Source organism: Marinobacter sp. (assembly GCF_048269445.1).
Lineage (GTDB): Bacteria > Pseudomonadota > Gammaproteobacteria > Pseudomonadales > Oleiphilaceae > Marinobacter.
Genome location: NZ_JBLXIQ010000004.1, coordinates 124,732 through 144,083, shown reverse-complemented (window position 1 = coordinate 144,083; position 19,352 = coordinate 124,732). Strand labels below are relative to the sequence as shown.

At 57.1% G+C, this 19,352-nt stretch carries 16 protein-coding genes; 11 read left to right on the top strand and 5 right to left on the bottom strand.

The window, feature by feature from the left end:
* Window positions 1-129 precede the first annotated feature (129 nt).
* From ACN0XM_RS09725 to cobA, 9 genes are all read left to right on the top strand, one after another.
* Complete coding sequence (locus tag ACN0XM_RS09725; RefSeq protein ID WP_417566741.1) at window positions 130-798, top strand: SPOR domain-containing protein; 669 nt, start codon at window positions 130-132, stop codon at window positions 796-798.
* 92 nt (window positions 799-890) lie between these two features.
* The gene (locus tag ACN0XM_RS09720) at window positions 891-1,460 is read left to right on the top strand and encodes a CvpA family protein (protein WP_417566740.1); all 570 of its coding nucleotides are present in this window, start codon (window positions 891-893) and stop codon (window positions 1,458-1,460) included.
* A gap of 34 nt (window positions 1,461-1,494) precedes the next feature.
* Window positions 1,495-3,021: an amidophosphoribosyltransferase gene (purF, locus tag ACN0XM_RS09715; RefSeq protein WP_417566739.1), complete on the top strand. Its 1,527-nt coding sequence runs from the start codon at window positions 1,495-1,497 to the stop codon at window positions 3,019-3,021.
* Between the two features lie 27 nt (window positions 3,022-3,048).
* Window positions 3,049-4,290 (top strand): O-succinylhomoserine sulfhydrylase, encoded by a 1,242-nt coding sequence (locus ACN0XM_RS09710; RefSeq protein WP_417566738.1) that lies wholly within the window; start codon window positions 3,049-3,051, stop codon window positions 4,288-4,290.
* A gap of 6 nt (window positions 4,291-4,296) precedes the next feature.
* On the top strand, window positions 4,297-6,885 hold the full coding sequence (locus ACN0XM_RS09705) for a DNA translocase FtsK (RefSeq protein WP_417566737.1): 2,589 nt from the start codon (window positions 4,297-4,299) through the stop codon (window positions 6,883-6,885).
* A gap of 78 nt (window positions 6,886-6,963) precedes the next feature.
* Window positions 6,964-7,551, top strand: coding sequence for an outer membrane lipoprotein chaperone LolA (gene lolA / locus ACN0XM_RS09700; RefSeq protein ID WP_417567078.1), 588 nt, complete (start codon window positions 6,964-6,966; stop codon window positions 7,549-7,551).
* Complete coding sequence (locus ACN0XM_RS09695; RefSeq protein ID WP_417566736.1) at window positions 7,551-8,888, top strand: replication-associated recombination protein A; 1,338 nt, start codon at window positions 7,551-7,553, stop codon at window positions 8,886-8,888. Before lolA ends, ACN0XM_RS09695 begins: the two co-directional genes overlap by 1 nt.
* A gap of 87 nt (window positions 8,889-8,975) precedes the next feature.
* Window positions 8,976-10,250 carry a serine--tRNA ligase gene (serS, locus tag ACN0XM_RS09690; RefSeq protein ID WP_417566735.1) on the top strand — a complete coding sequence of 425 codons (1,275 nt, stop codon included), beginning with the start codon at window positions 8,976-8,978 and terminating at the stop codon, window positions 10,248-10,250.
* The gene (gene cobA, locus ACN0XM_RS09685; RefSeq protein WP_417566734.1) at window positions 10,247-11,098 is read left to right on the top strand and encodes a uroporphyrinogen-III C-methyltransferase; all 852 of its coding nucleotides are present in this window, start codon (window positions 10,247-10,249) and stop codon (window positions 11,096-11,098) included. Before serS ends, cobA begins: the two co-directional genes overlap by 4 nt.
* A gap of 42 nt (window positions 11,099-11,140) precedes the next feature.
* On the opposite strand, the gene ACN0XM_RS09680 is transcribed toward cobA, so the two are convergent.
* A complete protein-coding gene (locus ACN0XM_RS09680) occupies window positions 11,141-12,217 on the bottom strand; it encodes a 3-deoxy-7-phosphoheptulonate synthase (RefSeq protein WP_417566733.1) in 1,077 nt (358 codons plus the stop codon).
* Between the two features lie 175 nt (window positions 12,218-12,392).
* Between ACN0XM_RS09680 and ACN0XM_RS09675 the strand changes: the two genes are divergently transcribed.
* Complete coding sequence (locus tag ACN0XM_RS09675; protein WP_417566732.1) at window positions 12,393-14,216, top strand: DUF1631 family protein; 1,824 nt, start codon at window positions 12,393-12,395, stop codon at window positions 14,214-14,216.
* A gap of 23 nt (window positions 14,217-14,239) precedes the next feature.
* Window positions 14,240-14,653 carry a PilZ domain-containing protein gene (locus tag ACN0XM_RS09670; protein WP_417566731.1) on the top strand — a complete coding sequence of 138 codons (414 nt, stop codon included), beginning with the start codon at window positions 14,240-14,242 and terminating at the stop codon, window positions 14,651-14,653.
* A gap of 101 nt (window positions 14,654-14,754) precedes the next feature.
* Here the strand turns inward: ACN0XM_RS09670 and ACN0XM_RS09665 are convergent, their stop codons facing one another.
* From ACN0XM_RS09665 to ACN0XM_RS09650, 4 genes are all read right to left on the bottom strand, one after another.
* Window positions 14,755-15,540 carry an enoyl-ACP reductase FabI gene (locus ACN0XM_RS09665; protein WP_417566730.1) on the bottom strand — a complete coding sequence of 262 codons (786 nt, stop codon included), beginning with the start codon at window positions 15,538-15,540 and terminating at the stop codon, window positions 14,755-14,757.
* A gap of 66 nt (window positions 15,541-15,606) precedes the next feature.
* Window positions 15,607-17,229, bottom strand: a complete 1,623-nt coding sequence (locus ACN0XM_RS09660) for an ABC transporter ATP-binding protein (RefSeq protein ID WP_417566729.1) — start codon at window positions 17,227-17,229, stop codon at window positions 15,607-15,609.
* Between the two features lies 1 nt (window position 17,230).
* A complete protein-coding gene (locus ACN0XM_RS09655; protein ID WP_417566728.1) occupies window positions 17,231-18,259 on the bottom strand; it encodes an ABC transporter permease in 1,029 nt (342 codons plus the stop codon).
* Window positions 18,256-19,341 (bottom strand): microcin C ABC transporter permease YejB, encoded by a 1,086-nt coding sequence (locus ACN0XM_RS09650; RefSeq protein ID WP_417566727.1) that lies wholly within the window; start codon window positions 19,339-19,341, stop codon window positions 18,256-18,258. The genes ACN0XM_RS09655 and ACN0XM_RS09650 overlap by 4 nt, the downstream gene beginning before the upstream one ends.
* Window positions 19,342-19,352 lie beyond the last annotated feature (11 nt).

Sequence of the window (19,352 nt, the reverse complement as noted above, 5' to 3'; positions counted from 1 at the left end):
CCTTAAACTTTGTCCATAGCAATGGGTCCGCCTTTGAGTTCCGGCTGCTGGGCGGTTAGTATCTGCGGGTAGGCGTCTCTCACGGCGCAGTCAAAACAGCGCAGTCAAAACAGATGGGAGCCTGGTAACGTGGATGGATTGAAACAGAGAATAATCGGGGCGTTGGTACTCGTTTCCCTGGCGGTTATCTTTGTTCCCATGCTTTTTGACGAGCCTCACTCGGAACGCAGTTCCACAACCATCCAAATTCCGGAAGAACCCCCTTTCCCGGAAGTTGAGACGCCAGAAACCGAAGTGGCTCCGGCGCCTTCCTATGAACTCCGGGAAAATGCACCTGAGGTGCCAGAATCCGGGGCAGGGGAGAACAAGGACTCACCCGCGTATCGGATTCTTGAAGAAGGCTCCGGGGCTGAGCCGTTTTCTGAAGTCAGGGAACCTGCTGGTGCTGGCCAGTCTGCGGCGGACAATACTCAGCAATCCTCTGAAATTACGGGAGACGATCCGGAGCCGGCTGCGGAACCCGCTGAGCCCGAGGCGGTCGAGTACCAGCGTTCTCTTGAGGGCTCCTGGGTGGTTCAGCTGGGAAGTTTCGGCAACGAAGACAATGCCCGCCGGTTACGGGATAAGGTTCGGGAAAAGGGCTATGGCTCTCACCTTCAGGCTGTCGTCCGGGGTGATGCCACGCTTACCCGGGTTTTTAGCGGCCCGTTTGCCACCAAGTCCGAAGCCGAAGCAGCCAAGCGAGCCCTGGATGACGCGTTTGGCGTTAACAGCCTGGTCACCTCCGGCGAAAAATAGCCGCGCGCAATCGGTTTTATGTGGGCAAGGCGGTTTGGCGAATCGGGGTTTCCTGATAGAATTCGCGCTTCCTTTTCTCCACCGGGTTTTTCATGGAAGCGCTGATCTGGATTGACTGGGTCATTATCGCCCTGATTACAGTTTCCACGCTCATCAGTCTGAAGCGGGGTTTTGTAAAAGAAGCACTGTCTCTGGTGACCTGGATTGGCGCGTTCATCCTTGCCAGAACCTTCCATCCACAAATGCAAAGCCTGCTGGAGAGCACGGTGGAAACGCCTCTGGTCAGGCTCATTGCTGCCTTCGCTATACTCTTCTTTGGAACGCTCATTGTCGGAGCTATCATTAACAACATGATTGGTCACCTGATCAGGGCCACCGGGCTTTCAGCCACGGATCGGGTACTGGGCATGGGGTTCGGGCTTTTACGGGGTGTTGTGGTCGTGATTGTTGCCATCGCTTTCACCCGGTATACACCACTGGCCCAGGATACCTGGTGGCGAACGTCGATCATCATTGATCGCCTGGCGGTCGTTGAGGACTGGTCCCGTCGGACTTTGGGCGATGAATTTGCGCGTTTTCTGGGGCCTGCGCCCGAGGGTGCGTCAGAACCGGATCCCGGTACACTGCAGGAAGGCGTGGAACCAGCGTCCGCGTCCCGCTAACATTCAGTTTTAACACTCGGAGAAAACCTTATCCATGTGTGGCATTGTCGGCATCGTCAGTACATCCAACGTCAATCAGTCGCTCTATGATGCGCTGACTGTACTTCAGCACCGGGGCCAGGACGCGGCGGGCATTGTTACTTTTCAGGATGAGCGTTTTTATCTGCGCAAGGATAACGGGTTGGTACGGGACGTATTCCACACCCGTCATATGCGCCGCCTGGTCGGTAACGTGGGTATCGGGCATGTGCGATACCCAACCGCTGGCAGTGCCAGTTCTGCTGAAGCCCAGCCGTTCTACGTTAACAGCCCTTACGGGATCACTCTGGCCCATAACGGCAACCTGACCAATGCCGACGACCTCAGCAATGATCTGTTCCGGACCGATCTTCGCCACATCAACACCAATTCCGATTCGGAAGTGCTGTTGAATGTGTTCGCGCATGAACTGCAGAAGCTGGGCAAGCTCGATCCTACCAAAGACGAGATTTTTTCAGCGGTGAGCGCCGTCCATAAGCGCTGCCGCGGTGCCTATGCCGTGATTGCGATGATTACCGGTTACGGTATTGTTGGTTTCCGGGACCCCAACGGAATTCGACCGGTCTGCTATGGCGAGCGAACTGCTGAGGATGGCCGGAAGGAATACATGATCGCTTCGGAAAGTGTGGCGTTGAGTGCCGCGGGTTATGATCTGGTTCGTGATATCGCTCCCGGCGAGGCGGTCTATATCGAAACTGATGGCACCCTGTACACCCATCAATGCGCGGAGGATCCGCATCTCTTTCCGTGTATTTTCGAGCACGTGTATTTTGCCCGCCCGGACTCCATCATCGATAAAGTGTCGGTCTATAAGGCGCGCCTGCGGATGGGCGAGACTTTGGCTGAGAAAGTTCTGCGAGAGTGTCCGGACCATGATATCGATGTCGTGATGCCTATTCCCGACACCAGTCGGACCTCTGCCCTGCAGATGGCTCATCGTTTGGGCGTTAAATTCCGGGAAGGCTTCATCAAGAATCGCTACATCGGCAGGACATTCATCATGCCTGGCCAGAAGATGCGCAAGAAGTCCGTTCGCCAGAAGCTGAACCCCATTGGTCTGGAGTTCCGCGGTAAAAATGTGATGCTGGTGGACGATTCGATCGTGCGCGGTACTACCTGTAAGGAAATTGTCCAGATGGCCCGGGATGCCGGTGCCCGGAAGGTTTATTTTGCCTCAGCAGCACCCCCCGTTCGCTACCCGAACGTTTACGGGATCGACATGCCCTCTGCCAGCGAGCTGATTGCTCACGAATGTACCGTTGAAGAGATCCGGGAGCTGATTGGTGCTGACTGGCTGCTCTATCAGGACCTGGATGATCTGATAACCTGCGTCAGCGACGTGAACGATGATATTGAAGGCTGGGAATGCTCGGTCTTCACCGGAAATTATGTGACCGGAGATGTCGACGCGGCCTACCTGAACCGGCTGGAAGAAATGCGCAATGACGACAAACGTTTTGAGAGTACCGGGGCCACATCCAGTGATAACGGTATTATTGACTTGTACAACGACGAAGACTGAAGCAGCCGTATCTGGCAGGAGACGTTGATGACCTTACGCCGTGAAGAAACTGTCTGGATTCCGGAATCGGATCTTGATGGTATGTCCATCGACACCCTGGCGGTGAGGGCTGGTCAGATTCGCACCGGCCAGCTTGAACACAGCGACGCCATTTTCCCCACGTCCAGCTTTGTTTACGGCAGCGCCGCCCAGGCGGCCGCGCGTTTTGGTGGAGACGAGCCGGGTAACATCTACTCCCGTTTCACCAATCCGACAGTGCAGGCCTTTGAAGCCCGGATTGCGGCCATGGAGGGTGGTGAGCGTGCGGTAGCGACTGCCTCCGGCATGGCGGCAATCTTGAGCACGTGTATGGCGCTGCTGCAGAGCGGCGATCATGTTGTGTGCTCGCGGGGCGTATTCGGCACCACCAATGTGCTGTTCCAGAAATACATGGCAAGATTTGGAGTGACCACCTCCTTTGTCAGCCTGACGGACATGGAAGAATGGAGGGCATCGGTCCGACCGGAAACCCGTATGCTGTTCATTGAAACGCCGTCCAATCCGCTCTGTGAAGTGGCGGATATGGCAGAGCTGGCCCAGTTGGCTCGCGACAGTGATGCCCTGTTCGTGGTGGATAACTGTTTCTGCACACCGGTCCTTCAGCGGCCGTTGGAGCAAGGCGCGGATATCGTGATCCACTCCGCCACCAAATATCTGGACGGTCAGGGTCGCTGCGTCGGTGGCGTCGTGGTGGGTTCTGAAAAGATGATGGAAGAAGTTTATGGTTTCCTGCGGTCAGCGGGCCCGACCATGAGCCCATTCAATGCCTGGGTTTTTCAGAAGGGCCTGGAAACCTTACCAATTCGTATGCGCGCCCACTGTGACAATGCGTTAGAGTTGGCCGTGTGGCTGGAGCAACAGCAGGCGGTGGAACGTGTATTCTATGCCGGGCTTGAGAGCCACCCCCAGTATGAACTCGCGAAGAAACAGCAGAGGGGATTCGGGGGTGTGTTGTCTTTCCGGCTCAAAGGCGACCGTGAAGAGGCGTGGCGATTCATCGACGCCACCCGGATGATTTCCATTACTGCAAACCTCGGTGACGTGAAAACCACCATTACTCACCCGGCAACCACAACTCACGGGCGACTGTCGCCGGAGGACAAGGAGCGTGCCGGGATCACGGAAAACCTGATTCGTATTTCCGTTGGGATTGAAGCAGTTGAAGACCTGAAAACCGACCTTGCAAGGGGCTTTCAGGTGCTTCAGAACGCAAGCACCGACAACGTCTGAGCATTCATGGCTGAATCTGCAAGAGCGAAGAAAGCACCACAGGAACTGACAGAGAAACAGCTGCGCTTTCGCCGACTGGTTGCACAGGGCGCCCGTGAAGGCGCTGTGATTGCGTTAATTTCTCTCTGTATTTACCTGTCCATGGCACTGGTGACCTTCAGTCCTTCCGACCCGGGCTGGGCCAGCATCGGCCACGACACCAGTGTCCAGAACTATGCCGGCCGCACGGGTGCCTGGCTGGCAAGCCTGTTCATGGATTTCTTTGGCCACGTGGCTTACCTGTTCCCTCTGATGATCGCAGGCTACGCCCTGATGCTTATCCGCCGCCGCAATGATTTCCTGGATATGCACTGGCCGCTGTTTCTGATGCGCTTCGGCGGGTTTCTGCTGATTCTGCTCTCGGCAGCCAGCCTTTTGTCACTCTACTCGGTGTTCGGCCTTGGCGTATCGTCCGGCGGAGTGCTAGGGACGGCGGTGTCGGATGCCATGGTGCGCTTCTTCAACCTTCCGGCAACCACGCTGCTTTTAATCGCAATTTTCCTCTTTGCCCTGACGGTTACCACGGGATTGTCCTGGTTCCGGTTGATGGATCAGGTGGGTAGCCTGACCCTGAAAACCGGATTGGCGATCAGAGGCCTGTTCAGCGGTGGCAGCAAACCGGCTAAGCCCGAGTCCCGGGAAGCGCCTGCTGCCAGGCCAGCTTCGAAACCCGAACCGCCGGTAATCAAGGATCGCGTGCCAGGGACAGAAAACACGGCAAAGGGGGTTCGTTGGTGGCAACGTATCCCGGGCTTTGGTCCGAAAAAGCCCAAGAAACCCAAATCAGCTGCAAAGTCCTCCGAGGATCGTGTTGAACCGGGTCTGGATGGATTGTATGCAAACGTTGATCCGGAACCAGCTCGACTGGAGAGCTTCAGTTCCCGGGATGAGTCACCTGCCAGTGTGAGCAAACCTGAAAAGTCGCAAAAAGCAACGGCGCCACAGCCGGCGGGCCGCTCCCTGAAGATTTCACCCTTCAAGAAAGACGAACAGCCGCCCCAGGCAAAAGACAAGGGTAACAAACAGCCCTCGTTGCTGGAGGATATCGAAAGCCCGATCCCGCCAATTTCCCTGCTTGATCCCCCCGAGGAACATAAAGAGAGGGGCTATTCGCAAGAATCTCTCGAGCATATGTCCCGATTACTGGAAGAAAAACTGGCGGACTTCGGGGTGTCCGTGGAAGTGGTCGAGGTTAATCCCGGCCCCGTCATCACTCGTTTTGAAATCAAGCCCGCCGCCGGTGTGAAGGTCAGTAAGATCTCTAACCTTGCCAAGGATCTGGCCCGGTCACTGGCGGTACTGAGTGTTCGGGTGGTTGAGGTAATTCCCGGCAAGTCGGTGGTTGGTATCGAGATTCCCAATGAAGAACGTGAAATGGTGCGTCTCAGTGAAGTGCTGAGCGCGCGGGTATTTCAGGAGTCCAGCTCACCGCTGACCCTGGCCTTGGGTAACGACATCGGTGGCAATCCTATGGTTGCGAATCTTGCAAAGATGCCGCACCTGCTGGTAGCCGGTACCACCGGTTCCGGTAAATCCGTTGGCGTTAACGCCATGCTGCTGAGCATGCTGCTCAAGGCGGGCCCCGAGGAAGTCCGCTTCATCATGGTTGACCCGAAGATGCTAGAGCTGAGCATTTACGATGGCATTCCCCACCTCTTGGCGCCTGTGGTCACCGATATGAAGGAAGCGGCCAATGCTCTGCGCTGGTGCGTTGCTGAAATGGAGCGACGGTACAAACTGATGGCCACGCTCGGGGTTCGTAACCTAGCCGGCTATAATCGCAAGGTAAAGGACGCGGCCGCGGCCGGTGAGCCGCTTCTGGATCCGTTCTGGAAAGCGGACGAATACCTTGCCAATGATGAGCAGGAGCGACCGGAGCTCGAAACGCTGCCATTTATTGTGGTGGTGATCGACGAATTTGCCGACATGATGATGATCGTTGGCAAAAAGGTCGAGGAGTTGATCGCCCGAATTGCGCAGAAGGCGAGGGCGGCCGGCATCCATCTTATTCTGGCGACACAGCGACCATCCGTTGACGTGATCACCGGTCTGATCAAGGCCAATATTCCAACCCGGATGTCATTCCAGGTATCGTCCAAGATCGATTCCCGGACCGTGCTGGATCAGGGCGGCGCTGAACAGCTGTTGGGCCATGGTGACATGCTGTATCTACCACCCGGTTCGGGGCTGCCGGTTCGCGTGCATGGGGCGTTTGTGGATGATGATGAGGTTCATCGAGTGGTCAGCGCCTGGAAAGCTCGGGGCGAACCTGTTTACGTGGACGATGTTCTGAACGGGGCCGAGGGTGAGAGCCTGCCGGGTGTGCCGAACCTGTCCGAAGGCGGCGACAGTGAGGGCGATGCCCTGTTTGACGAGGCCGTTGCCTTTGTCACCGAAGGTCGTCGAGTCTCGATTTCGTCCGTACAGAGAAAATTCAAGATCGGGTACAACCGGGCCGCAAACCTGGTTGATGCCATGGAAGCATCGGGCGTGGTGAGCGCTGCGGGCCACAATGGCGCGCGCGAAGTTCTGGCTCCGCCCCCACCGAGAGATTAGGAGTAAGTCACAATGCAAAAGTCATTTCTGAACCGCCTGCTAGCGCTGGCGTTTATTGGTTTTTTCACCAGTGTTGTCATGGCAGAGGAACCAAAATCTGGCTCCGGGGCCGATGAACTGGCCTCCCTGTTGGAAAGCTACGAATCCTACCAGGCCGATTTTATCCAGATCGTGGTCAACGGAAATGGCAACCAGGTGCAGGAAACCCGTGGCTCCCTGAAAGCCAAACGTCCAGGCCTGTTTTACTGGGAAACCAGTGCGCCACTGTCCCAGTTCATTGTGAGCAACGGCGAAACCGTCGAGGTTTACGATCCGGATCTTGAGCAGGTGACGATTCATAACCTGGACGACCGGGTCCAATCCACACCGGCGTTACTGCTCAGCGGTGAAGTGGATAACCTGGAAGAGACCTACCGGGTGTCCGGCCGCCGAATCGGCGACGACACCCGTGAGTTTACCCTTGAACCCCGGAACGCGGATTCGCTGTTCGTTTCGCTGAGGCTGACTTTTTTCAAGGGTGAACTGCAGGAAATGAGGATGCAGGATTCGCTGTCCCAGCTCAGTGTTCTGAGTTTTGACCGGATCCGGTTGAATGAGCCGGTCGAAGCCAGCGCCTTTACCCTCGATTATCCGGAGGGCGTTGATATCATTCGGGACGGGGCCTGATGCAGGACAGCCTGTTCGCCGAAGCTGCAGGTTTCCGGCCTCTTGCGGCAAGAATGCGGCCGGCGACCCTGGACGACTATGTCGGGCAGACCCACCTGGTCGGCCCCGGAAAACCGCTTCGTCGCGCGGTAGAGCAGGGTCAGCTCCACTCAATGATCCTCTGGGGGCCCCCCGGGGTTGGTAAAACCACCTTTGCCCAGTTGCTGGCCAATGTCAGCGATCTTAGCTTTGAGACGGTGTCCGCCGTCCTGAGCGGCGTGAAGGAGATTCGCGCTGTCGTCGAGCGGGCCCACAATCGAAAACAGTCCCAGGGCCGGGACACTCTGCTGTTTGTGGACGAGGTTCACCGGTTCAACAAGAGCCAGCAGGATGCGTTCCTGCCTCACATCGAAGATGGCACCTTCATTTTTGTGGGCGCCACCACCGAAAACCCTTCCTTCGAGCTCAACAGCGCGCTGCTGTCCCGCACTCGGGTCTATGTACTCAAGAATCTTGAGGACGAAGACATTCTCCGGCTGTTGCGTCGAGCCCTTGTAGCCGAGGAGGGTTTTGGCGGTCGCCTGAAGGTAGAAGACGATGTGTTAGCCCTTATGGCTTCGGCCTCCGGAGGCGATGCCCGTCGCGCCCTGAATATCCTGGAAGTGGCCGCCGACCTGGCGGAACCGGATGAGGCAGGCAATGACCGGATAACGGCCGATCAGCTTGAGCAAGTGATGCAGACCAGTCTGCGCCGGTTCGATAAAGGCGGTGATGTCTTTTACGATCAGATTTCCGCGCTGCATAAGTCAGTCCGCGGCTCGGACCCGGACGGGTCGCTGTACTGGCTTTGCCGGATGCTGGATGGTGGCTGTGACCCACTGTACGTTGCCCGGCGACTGGTTCGGATCGCCAGTGAAGACATTGGTAATGCCGACCCGCGCGCCTTGCAATTAAGCATGGAGGCCTGGGATGCCCAGGAGAGGCTCGGTTCTCCGGAGGGTGAACTCGCGCTTGCCCAGGCCGTCATCTATCTGGCAATGGCGCCCAAGAGTAATGCTGTTTACAAGGCCTTTAACCAGTGTATGGCAGACATAAGGCGGGACCCGGACTACGAGGTCCCGGTTCACCTTCGCAACGCACCCACCAAGCTTCTGAAAAGCATGGGCCACGGCGATTCCTACCGGTATGCCCACGACGAGCCCGAGGGGTTTGCAGCCGGGGAGTCCTACCTTCCCGAAGCCATCCATCAGCGCCGGTATTATGAACCCGTCAGTCGCGGGCTGGAAATCAAGTTGGCCGAAAAGCGCCAGCGGCTCGATTCCCGCAACGCCGAAAGCCCCCGTAAACGCTACCGCTGAGCCTTTTACTGCGCTAGCCACCAGCGCCTGTGCAGGTATAATGGCCAGTCAATCATTACATCGCTAACCGGAAGATTCAGGATAATCATGCTCGATCCCAAACGTGTCCGTACCCAGACAGAAGAGATCGCCCGTCGGCTGGCCATCAAGAATTTCGAATTCGATATCGCCTCCTTCGAGCAGCTTGAGGAGCGCCGACGTGCCTTGCAGGTACGCACGGAAACCTTGCAGAGCGAGCAGAATAAGCGGTCCAAATCGATCGGCAAGGCCAAGGCTGCCGGTGAGAACATACAGCCGTTGCTGGACGAAGTGGAGAATCTGAAGACGCAGAAATCCGAGGCGGAGGATGAGCTGCGCGCACTTCAGGAAGAGCTGAGCGCCTTCCTGGCGGGCATCCCCAATCTTCCGGATGAAGACGTTCCCGCTGGCGAGAGCGAAGAAGACAACGTTGAGGTTCGTACCTGGGGCACCCCCAAGCAGTTCGATTTCGAGCCGAAAGACCATGTCGCCCTGGGTGAGAGCCTGAATGGCCTGGACTTTGAAACCGCAACCCGTCTTGCCCACTCCCGGTTTGCAGTAATGCGTGGCCCGGTGGCCCGGCTTCATCGTGCTCTGGCCCAGTTCATGCTGGATCTGCACACCGGCGAGCATGGGTACCTGGAGACCTACGTTCCCTATCTGGTGAATGCGGATACGCTCTATGGCACCGGCCAACTGCCAAAATTCGAGGAAGACCTCTTCAAAACCGAGGGGGAAAAACCACTTTACCTGATCCCGACCGCCGAAGTGCCGGCCACAAACCTGGTGTCTGACAGCATTCTGGACGCCAAAGAGCTGCCCCTGAAGATGGTCTGCCATACCCCGTGTTTCCGCAGCGAAGCCGGCTCCTATGGCCGTGACACCCGTGGCATGATCCGCCAGCACCAGTTCGATAAGGTAGAGCTCGTCCAGGTGGTGCGCCCCGAAGACTCCGAAGCCGCCCTGGAAACGCTGACCGGCCATGCCGAAAAGGTGCTTCAGCTGCTGGAGTTGCCCTATCGCGTTGTCTCGCTGTGTGGGGGCGATATGGGCTTTTCCGCGGCCAAGACCTACGATCTGGAAGTCTGGCTGCCAGGACAGGGCAAGTTCCGTGAGATCTCGTCCTGTTCCAACACCCGCGATTTTCAGGCACGGCGCATGCATGCACGCTGGCGTAACCCGGAAACCGGGAAGCCAGAACCTGTTCATACCCTGAACGGGTCGGGCCTTGCTGTTGGCCGTGCCCTGATTGGGGTTATGGAGAACTACCAGCAGGCAGACGGCAGCATTCAGGTTCCGGACGTGCTGAAGCCTTACATGGGAGGCATTGACCGAATCCAATGAATGATCAACCAGAAAGCGCACCAGGGAAGGGCGTTGGTGCACGCCCTGCACCCGTCCGGTACAGGGTTAATCCGGTTACCTCGAATCCGAACACATCCGAAGGCGAGGTGGCCCTTGTCGGGGCCGGGCCGGGCGACCCTGAACTGCTGACTCTCAAGGCCTGGCGGCTGATTACCTCGGCGGAAGTAGTGCTCTATGACCGCCTGGTCTCACCGGAAATACTGGCTTTGATCCCTGAATCAGCAGAGATGATTCACGTCGGAAAGCAGCGGGCCAACCATACCTTGCCTCAGGATCAGATTAACCAGCGCCTGGTGGATCTGGCCAGACAGGGCCGCAAGGTCGTTCGCCTGAAGGGCGGTGATCCGTTCATTTTCGGGCGTGGTGGGGAAGAGATTGAAACCCTGGCTGATGCCGGGGTGCGCTTTCAGGTAGTACCGGGTATTACCGCCGCCTCCGGTTGCGCCGCCTATGCCGGCATACCACTGACCCATCGGGACCACGCCCAGTCTGTCCGATTCATTACCGGCCATCTCAAGAACGATACTTGCGATCTGCCCTGGAAGGACTTCGTCCAGAACAACCAGACTCTGGTGTTCTACATGGGACTGGTGGGCCTGCCTGTCATCTGCCGGCAACTGATCAACCATGGTATGTCTGCAGACATGCCTGTGGCGCTGGTGTCAAAGGGGACCACGAGAGAGCAACGTGTGGTGACTGGTAATCTCTGCAACATTGTTGACAGGGTGGAGGCGGAAGCGGTTCAGGCACCGACGCTGGTGATTATCGGCCATGTTGTGGCCCTGAGGGACCGGCTGGACTGGGTGGGTGGACTGACGGGGAGCTGAAGCTCCCCGTTTTGATACTGCCCGCTTTGATACGGATAGTGCTTAGCCGGTGGTGCGCTTCGGCAGAACGTCCTTCAGCTTTTCGCGCATATCCCGAATGGCTTTCTCGGTGGTTGGCCAATCAATACAGGCATCGGTTACGGAGACCCCGTATTTCAGGTCGGCGAGATTCTCGGGGAGAGGCTGGTTGCCCCAATTGATGTTGCTCTCAACCATCAGGCTTTGAATTGAGGAGTTACCCTCAAGTATTTGATGGGTCACATCCTGCATAACCAGGGGCTGGATAGCCGGGTCCTTGCTGGAATTAGCGTGGCTGCAATCAATCATGACAGACTTGCGCAGGCCGGCCTTGTCCAGAGCCTGCTCGCACAACGCCACACTCACTGAATCATAGTTGGGCTTGCCACCACCGCCACGCAGAACAACGTGGCCATAGTTATTACCCTTGGTACGGATGATTGCCACCTGGCCCTGCTGGTCAATGCCCAGGAAACTGTGGGGGTGAGAGACCGACTTCATGGCGTTGACTGCGACATCAAGGCTGCCGTCGGTGCCGTTTTTGAAGCCGATCGCCATGGACAGACCACTGCTCATTTCCCGGTGGGTCTGGGATTCTGTGGTACGTGCGCCGATAGCGGACCAGGCGATAGTGTCCTGCAGATACTGGGGGGAAATCGGATCGAGTGCTTCGGTGGCCGCCGGCAAGCCAAGCTCGTTGATGTCCAGCAGCAGACGACGACCGATGTGCAGGCCCTGCTCAATATCAAAGGTGTCGTTCAGGTGCGGGTCATTGATCAGGCCTTTCCAGCCGACCGTGGTGCGTGGCTTTTCAAAATAGACACGCATTACGATCAGCAGGGTGTCGCTGACTTCGTCGGCCAGCTTTTTCAGTCGAGTGGCGTAATCCCGGGCGGCTTCAACGTCATGAATGGAGCAGGGGCCAACGACCACGAACAGCCGGTGGTCTTTGCCGTCCATAATGTCGTAGATGGCCTGACGACCTTTGGTGACGGTTTCAGCGGCCTTGTCAGAGAGTGGCATCTCCTTTTTCAGCGCTTCAGGAGTGATCAGTGTTTCCTGGCTCGCCACATTCAAATTCTCTAGTTTGTTGCCCGACATGTTTCTCAGTTTCCCCGATTCTGATCCCTGCAACCCTGATGTGCGTTTGACTGTGCCAGCAGAGTTACATTTTGACGCGAATAACACCGGTGTAAGGTTGCGGTAAACGCCGGCGAGTTGGTTATACTGCGTCATTTACAGGGCCTTTTCAACGCTTCTTAAGTACGGGGAACGGATGTCACAAAACAGGCAGATGCCGCAGGATGGGCCTTCCCGGCGAGCGGTTTCGGGCAAAATAGACGACGTCCTGGCCGGCATCCGGGTCCCCGACCTTCCGTACCCGGCGGGTAAGTTTGCACCAGAAGCAGTGAGCGACTGGCGCCCGCTGCTTCTGTCCTGCTGGTCGGAGCAACGGGATGAGCGAGTTACCCACGTTATCCGGTCCGTACACCTCGAATGGTCGGCTCGCCAGATCAATGCTGCCTATGTGGCCGATCGCATTATGGATGTTTTCCTGAAAACCAGCGGGCTGCACCCGGGTCTCGCCCGCAGGATTGCGCGGCTCCGGTTTTACTTCGCGTGGCGAATGAATCTGGAAGGAAATAGAGCATTCAGTGACACTCTGCTGTCGTGGCTAGACAGTCTGCCGGAGTGGCGCGGGTGGAGTGATTCCGGAGGTCGTTCCGGCAAGGTGCTGCTTGAGCAGCTTGATGCCCTCGTCATCGCCGTATCAGCAAGTTTTGAATCTGGCAGTGCGGAACCCCTGGAAGGCTTTTGCCAACAGTGGCAGGAAGATGCCGCGAAACGGAATGCCCAGGCTGGAAAGCTCAGGCAGCGACTGCTGGAGACGGAGCAAGGGGCGGCCAAACAACGCAAGGCCGACCAGATTTCGAGGGCGCTGATTGGTCGCGCGCTTCAAGGTCGCAGGGTGCCCGCCTCCATCGTCAGGTTTATCCTGGACTACTGGCACGGTCTGTTGAAACAGACGGTTTGGGATTCCGGCCTGGAGGGCGAAACCTTCCGGCACGCCAGCAAACTCCTGGAGTGGCTGGTCTGGGTTGGCGATCCGTCGCTGTCGGACAAGGACCGGAACCGGCTCTATCACGTGGGGGAGCAAATCGGTGACCGCATTCTTGATGTCTGGGGCCGGGTGTACCACAAGCCGTTTCCGGAGAATGCGCTGTCCGGGATTGAGGCAGTCATGGTGTCCCGGCTTCGGGGTGAGGTGCCGGACCTGGTTGACGCGCTACCGGCGGCCGGCAGTTTTCAATGGGATCCGAGATGGCTGGGGTTCACAACACCCACGAAAGACGAATACGAAGCCTTTGAGGGCCAGTGGTTTGTTGAAGGGCAAGGCTCGGGTGAGCAGCGCCGCAATTTCTATGCGTTTTTGCCCGAATCGGCTGAGATTCTCTGGACCAACGGTGCTGGCGTAAAATTGGGGCTGCAGTCCTGGAGCGATTTTCAGCAAGCCCAGGGTGCGCAGCAAATCCGGCCACTGCCTATACTCACGCCTTTTGGGAAGGTGCTGGCAGAGACCGTGGAGCTTTTGGCCCGTGTGTGTGACAAGCAACGCCGGCAGAGGGAGCAGGCCGCCGAAGCAGCCAGGTTGCGGGCAGAAGAACTCCGGCGTGAGAAAGACGCCGTCCAGGAGCGTCGCAGGGAGCTGGAGGCAGCAAGGGAAGCAGAACTTGAGCAGCAGCGGCAGATCGTGGAAAAACGGCGTGTAGCCGATGAGAAAGCCGAGCAGGAACGAGTCCGAATGGAGAACACGCTTCTGGCGGAGAAGCAGGTCGATGGCATCAACCTCGGTGGCTGGATTGTTGCGCAGCCAGACGACGCTTCGGAAGAGCCTGTAAGGCTAAAGCTGGCAGTACGGATCAACGCTTCCCGAAAGCTGGTGTTTGTGGACCGGCTGGGGCTAAATCGTCGCGAGTTCATTGAAGATGAGCTGGTAGCGGGTATCGTTGAGAGGCGGATCCGGGTGTTGGGAGCCTCAGCAGAATTTGATGACACCCTCAGCAGGGTGGTTGGCCGTATCCGGGTAGGCCGAAATTGATCGCCGATGCAGGAATAACAACAATGACAGATAATGACTACAGCTTCGGAACCCAGCAGGAACCCAATATTGATCAGGATAATCGTGCGGATTACCGGTTAACGGCCAGGGCCCGGGTTAGTCTGGAGCTCGAATCCGGTCCTCCGGGAACGCCCGAAGACACTTCGTCCGCTGACAAGGAGCTAGTTTGCGGTATTCGCGATATGTCGGCCGGCGGGCTTTGCCTGTTTTCCGCCGAGCCGGTCTCATTGGACGCGCTGCTGGCGGCGACGGTGTTTCTGGGCAACCACGATCAGCCCTTCCGGTTGATGGTCGAAGTGGTCTGGTGCCGGCCACACGAGTCTGCCTTTCTGGTAGGCGTGCGGATTATCGAGTCTGACGAAACCGCTTACGTCGAGTGGGTGGAGGCGGTAGCCAAGGCAATGGCAGAGGGCTGACGCTGGGGCTGAGGGAGAGAGTAGCCAGTCGAGGCTACCATCCGTCATACGAAAAGAGCCGGCATCAAGCCGGCTCTTTTGATTCAGCGGGGAGGGAAAATCTATTCTTCCAGTTCGCCCATACCGGTGATGTTGAATCCACCGTCAACGTACATGATCTCGCCGGTAACGCCACTGGCCATGTCCGAACCCAGAAACGCGGCGGCGTTACCCACTTCATCGATGGTTACATTGCGACGAAGCGGTGCGCGCCTCGCATTTTCCGCCAGCATCTTGCGGAAACTCTTGATGCCGGAGGCGGCCAGCGTCTTGATCGGGCCTGCGGAAATGGCGTTTACCCGGATACCATCGCGGCCCAGACTGGCAGCCATGTAGCGAACATTCGCTTCAAGAGATGCTTTGGCAAGGCCCATCACATTGTAGTTTTGCAGAACCTTTTCAGCTCCCAAATAGCTCAGGGTGATCAGGGAGCTGCCCTCGTGCATCATGCTACGGGCACCCTTTGCCAGGGCAACAAAGCTGTAGGAGCTGATGTCGTGGGCCATGCGGAAGCCTTCGCGGGTGGTTACATCAACATAGTTGCCATCAAGCTCGTTGGCTGGAGCATAGCCGACGGCGTGCACGATGATGTCAATGTTGTCCCAGTGCTTGCCGAGCTCTTTGAAGACATTTTCAATTTCTTCATCGCTGGCGACATCGCAGGGGAAGGTGAGCTTGCTGCCCCATTGCTCCGCGAATTTTTCAACCCGTGGCTGAAGCTTTTCATTCTGGTAGGTAAACGCCAGTTCGGCGCCTTCCCGGGCAAAGGCCTCGGCAATGCCGTAAGCGATGGACAGTTTGCTGGCTACGCCAACGATCAGTGCTTTCTTGCCACTGAGGATTCCCATGGGTCGTTCTCCCTGTGTTCCTGATTTTAGTGCATTATCCCCCATGTGGTCTGCCCGGGGTAACGCTCAAATAGTCGTAGTTGAGTTCTGTGAAACAGTTGTGTTCTGGTAAAAGAACGCGGCACTCAGCAGCTCACGAGTATAGTCCGCGCGGGGTGAATGGAAGATGTCAGCCGCGTTTCCGTATTCCACAATTCGGCCATGTTGCAGCACCAGCAGTTTATGGCTGAGGGCACGCACAACGGCCAGATCGTGGCTGATAAAAATATAGCTTAGACCATAACGGGCCTGGATATCCCGCAATAGCTCAATCACCTGCTTCTGGACGGTGCGGTCCAGGGCTGAGGTCGGTTCGTCGAGAATTATCAGGTCCGGTTGCAGCACCAGAGCCCGGGCAATGGCAATCCGCTGGCGCTGGCCCCCTGAGAATTCATGAGGGTAGCGGTGTCTCGCCTCGGGATCCAGACCAACATCTGTGAGCGCCTGAATCACTTTCCGGTCATGCTCGCTGGCGTTTTGCCGATCATGAATCTCAAGGCCTTCACGAACAATTTCGGCAATTGACATCCTTGGACTGAGGCTTCCGAACGGATCCTGGAACACGATCTGAACCCTGCGGCGCCAGGGGCGGAACTCCTTCTGATTGAGCGATGCCAGCTCTTCTCCAGCGAGGCGGATGCTGCCGGTGCTGGCGGTGAGCTTGAGCAGGGCGTGGCCAATGGTGGTTTTGCCGCTGCCGCTTTCACCGACAATTCCGAGGGTTTCACCGCGGTTCAGTTCAAATCCGACGCTCTGTACCGCATGGAAAGACTCTTTCACTTTGCCAAACAGGCTTTTTCGGATAGCAAAACGAACGTCCAGCTGGTCAACAGCGAGCAATATCTGGGCATTCTGTCCCAGTGCCAGAGGTGCTTGCGGGGGCTCCGCATTCAGCAGCTTTTGCGTGTAGGCATGTTGCGGAGAGGAAAACAGGTTCTTTGCCTCTGCTTCCTCCACCAGTTTGCCATGCTCCATCACCGCCACCCGATCCGCGTAGCGGCGTACTATGGTCAGATCGTGGGTAATCAGCAAAATCGCCATGCCCAGCTTTTTCTGCAGGTCCCGGAGCAATTCGAGAACCTGTTTCTGGACAGTAACATCGAGCGCGGTCGTTGGTTCGTCCGCAATCAGCAAATCCGGCTCATTGGCCAGGGCCATGGCGATCATTACCCGTTGCTTCTGCCCGCCGGACAATTGATGGGGGTAAGCGCCCAGTTTGCTCTCCGGCTTCTGAATGCCAACCAGTTCCAGCAGCTCCAGAGAGCGTTTCCTGGCCTGCGGGCCGCGCATTCCCTTGTGAAGCTCGAGCGTCTCACCAATCTGCCTTTCCACCGTATGCAGCGGGTTAAGGGAGGTCATTGGTTCCTGAAAGATCATTCCGATCTCCCGCCCGCGGATCTGACGAAGCCGTTTCTCACTGGCCGCAAGCAGGTTCTCATCCCGGTACAGGATTTTGCCGCCTGGATAGCTGGCGTGCCGCTCATCCAGCAAACGGAGAATCGAAAGCGCCGAGATGGATTTCCCGGAGCCGCTTTCGCCCACCAGCGCCAGCGTTTCGCCTTCGCGAATGGTCAGTGACAGCGAATCAACGGCCACAGGGCCGTGATCGAACCGGATAGAAAGATCGGAAATCTGAAGCAGGTGGTCCATATCAGCTCTTTCTCGGATCAAAGGCATCACGAACGGCTTCGCCGACAAACACCAGCAGGGTGAGCATCAGCGACAGGGATACAAACGCGGAAATACCGAGCCACGGTGCATGTAGATTGGCTTTTCCCTGGGCGATCAGTTCGCCGAGGGATGGTGAGCCCGAGGGCAGACCAAAGCCCAGGAAATCCAGGGAGGTAAGACCCGTAATTGCGCCGGTCAGGATAAAGGGCAAGAAGGTGAGGGTGGCTACCATGGCGTTGGGCAGAATATGCCGGAACATGATCTTGCCGTTGTCCAGCCCCAGGGCCCGGGCAGCCTTCACATATTCAAAATTACGGGCCCGCAGGAATTCTGCACGTACCACATCCACCAGCCCCATCCAGCTGAACAGCAGCATAATCCCGAGCAGCCACCAGAAATTTGGCTGAACAATACTGGACAGGATGATCAGAAGATAAAGTACCGGTAGACCCGACCAGATTTCGATGAAACGCTGGCCAACCAGATCGATTTTGCCGCCGTAGAAGCCCTGAATGGCCCCGACAACAACACCGACTATGCAGCTGGCGAAGGTCAGGGTCAGACCAAAGAGCACGGAAATGCGGAAACCATAGATAACCCTGGCAGCCACGTCCCGGCCCTGATCATCGGTTCCCAGCCAGTTTTCGGCGCTGGGCGGAGCCGGCGAAGGGACATCCAGATCGTAATTAATCGTATTGTAACTGAACCGGATCGGAGGCCAGAGCATCCAGCCATTGGCCTTGATCTCGTCGGAAATGAAAGGATCCCGATAATTGGCTTCAGTCGGCAGGAAGCCGCCAAACGTTTCCTCCGGAACGGATTCAACAACCGGAAAATAGAACTCTCCATTGTAGGAAACAATCAATGGGGAGTCGTTGGCAATCAGCTCGGCCACCAGGGAAAGGCCGAAGAGCCCGAGGAACAGCCAGAGTGACCAGAATCCCCGGCGGTTTTTCCGGAAGTTCCTTAATCGTCTTTGCTGGATGGGTGTCAGCGACCGGAAGCTCACGCACCCTCCCTGCTTTCAAAGTCGATTCGGGGGTCCACCAGCACATAGGTGATATCGCTGATCAGTTTCAGTATCAGGCCCATCAGCGTGAATATATACAGCGTACCAAAAATTACCGGGTAATCCCGGTTCAGGGCTGCTTCGAACCCGAGCAGCCCCAGGCCATCCAGGGAGAAGATGACTTCAATCAGAAGCGAGCCAGTAAAGAACAGGGCAACCAGAACTCCGGGCAGGCTGGCAATAACAATCAGCATGGCGTTGCGGAAGACGTGCCCGTAAAGCACTTCTTTGTCGTCGAGCCCCTTGGCCCTTGCAGTCACCACATATTGCTTCCCGATTTCATCAAGGAAGGAGTTCTTGGTGAGCAGCGTCAGCGTGGCGAAACCGCCAATGACGTTAGCCGTAACCGGCAAGGCCAGATGCCAGAAATAATCACCAACCTTCTGGTACCAGGTCATTTCCTCAAAGTTCGAAGACGTGAGCCCCCGCAGCGGAAACCAGTCGAAATAGCTGCCGCCGGCGAACAGGACAATCAGCAGGATGGCGAACAGGAAACCCGGTATGGCATAACCGACCACGATGGCCGAGCTGGTCCAGACGTCAAATCGGGAGCCGTCGTTGACGGCCTTGCGGATGCCCAGGGGAATAGAAATGAAATAGATAATCAGGGTCGACCAGAGGCCGAGCGAGATGGACACAGGCATCTTGTCCAGGATCAGATCAATAACACTCTTTTCGCGAAAGAATGAGTCGCCGAAGTTGAAAGTGGCGTAGTCTCTCAGCATCTTGAAAAACCGCTCGTGGGCCGGCTTGTCGAAGCCGTACATCACTTCGATCTCTTTCAGAAGCTCCTCGGGAATGCCCCTGGAGCCCCGGGTATCGCCGGAAGAACTGGAAACTTCTCCTTCGCTGCCGCCACCGGACGCCCTAGCCAGGGCACTGCCGCCGTGGCCTTCCATCTCCGCGATAAGCTGCTCAACCGGACCGCCCGGGGCGGCCTGAACGATCACAAAGTTGAGTAGCATGATGCCGATCAGGGTGGGGATGATCAGCGCCAGACGCCTGAGTATGTAAATGCCCATGTAGCGGCCGA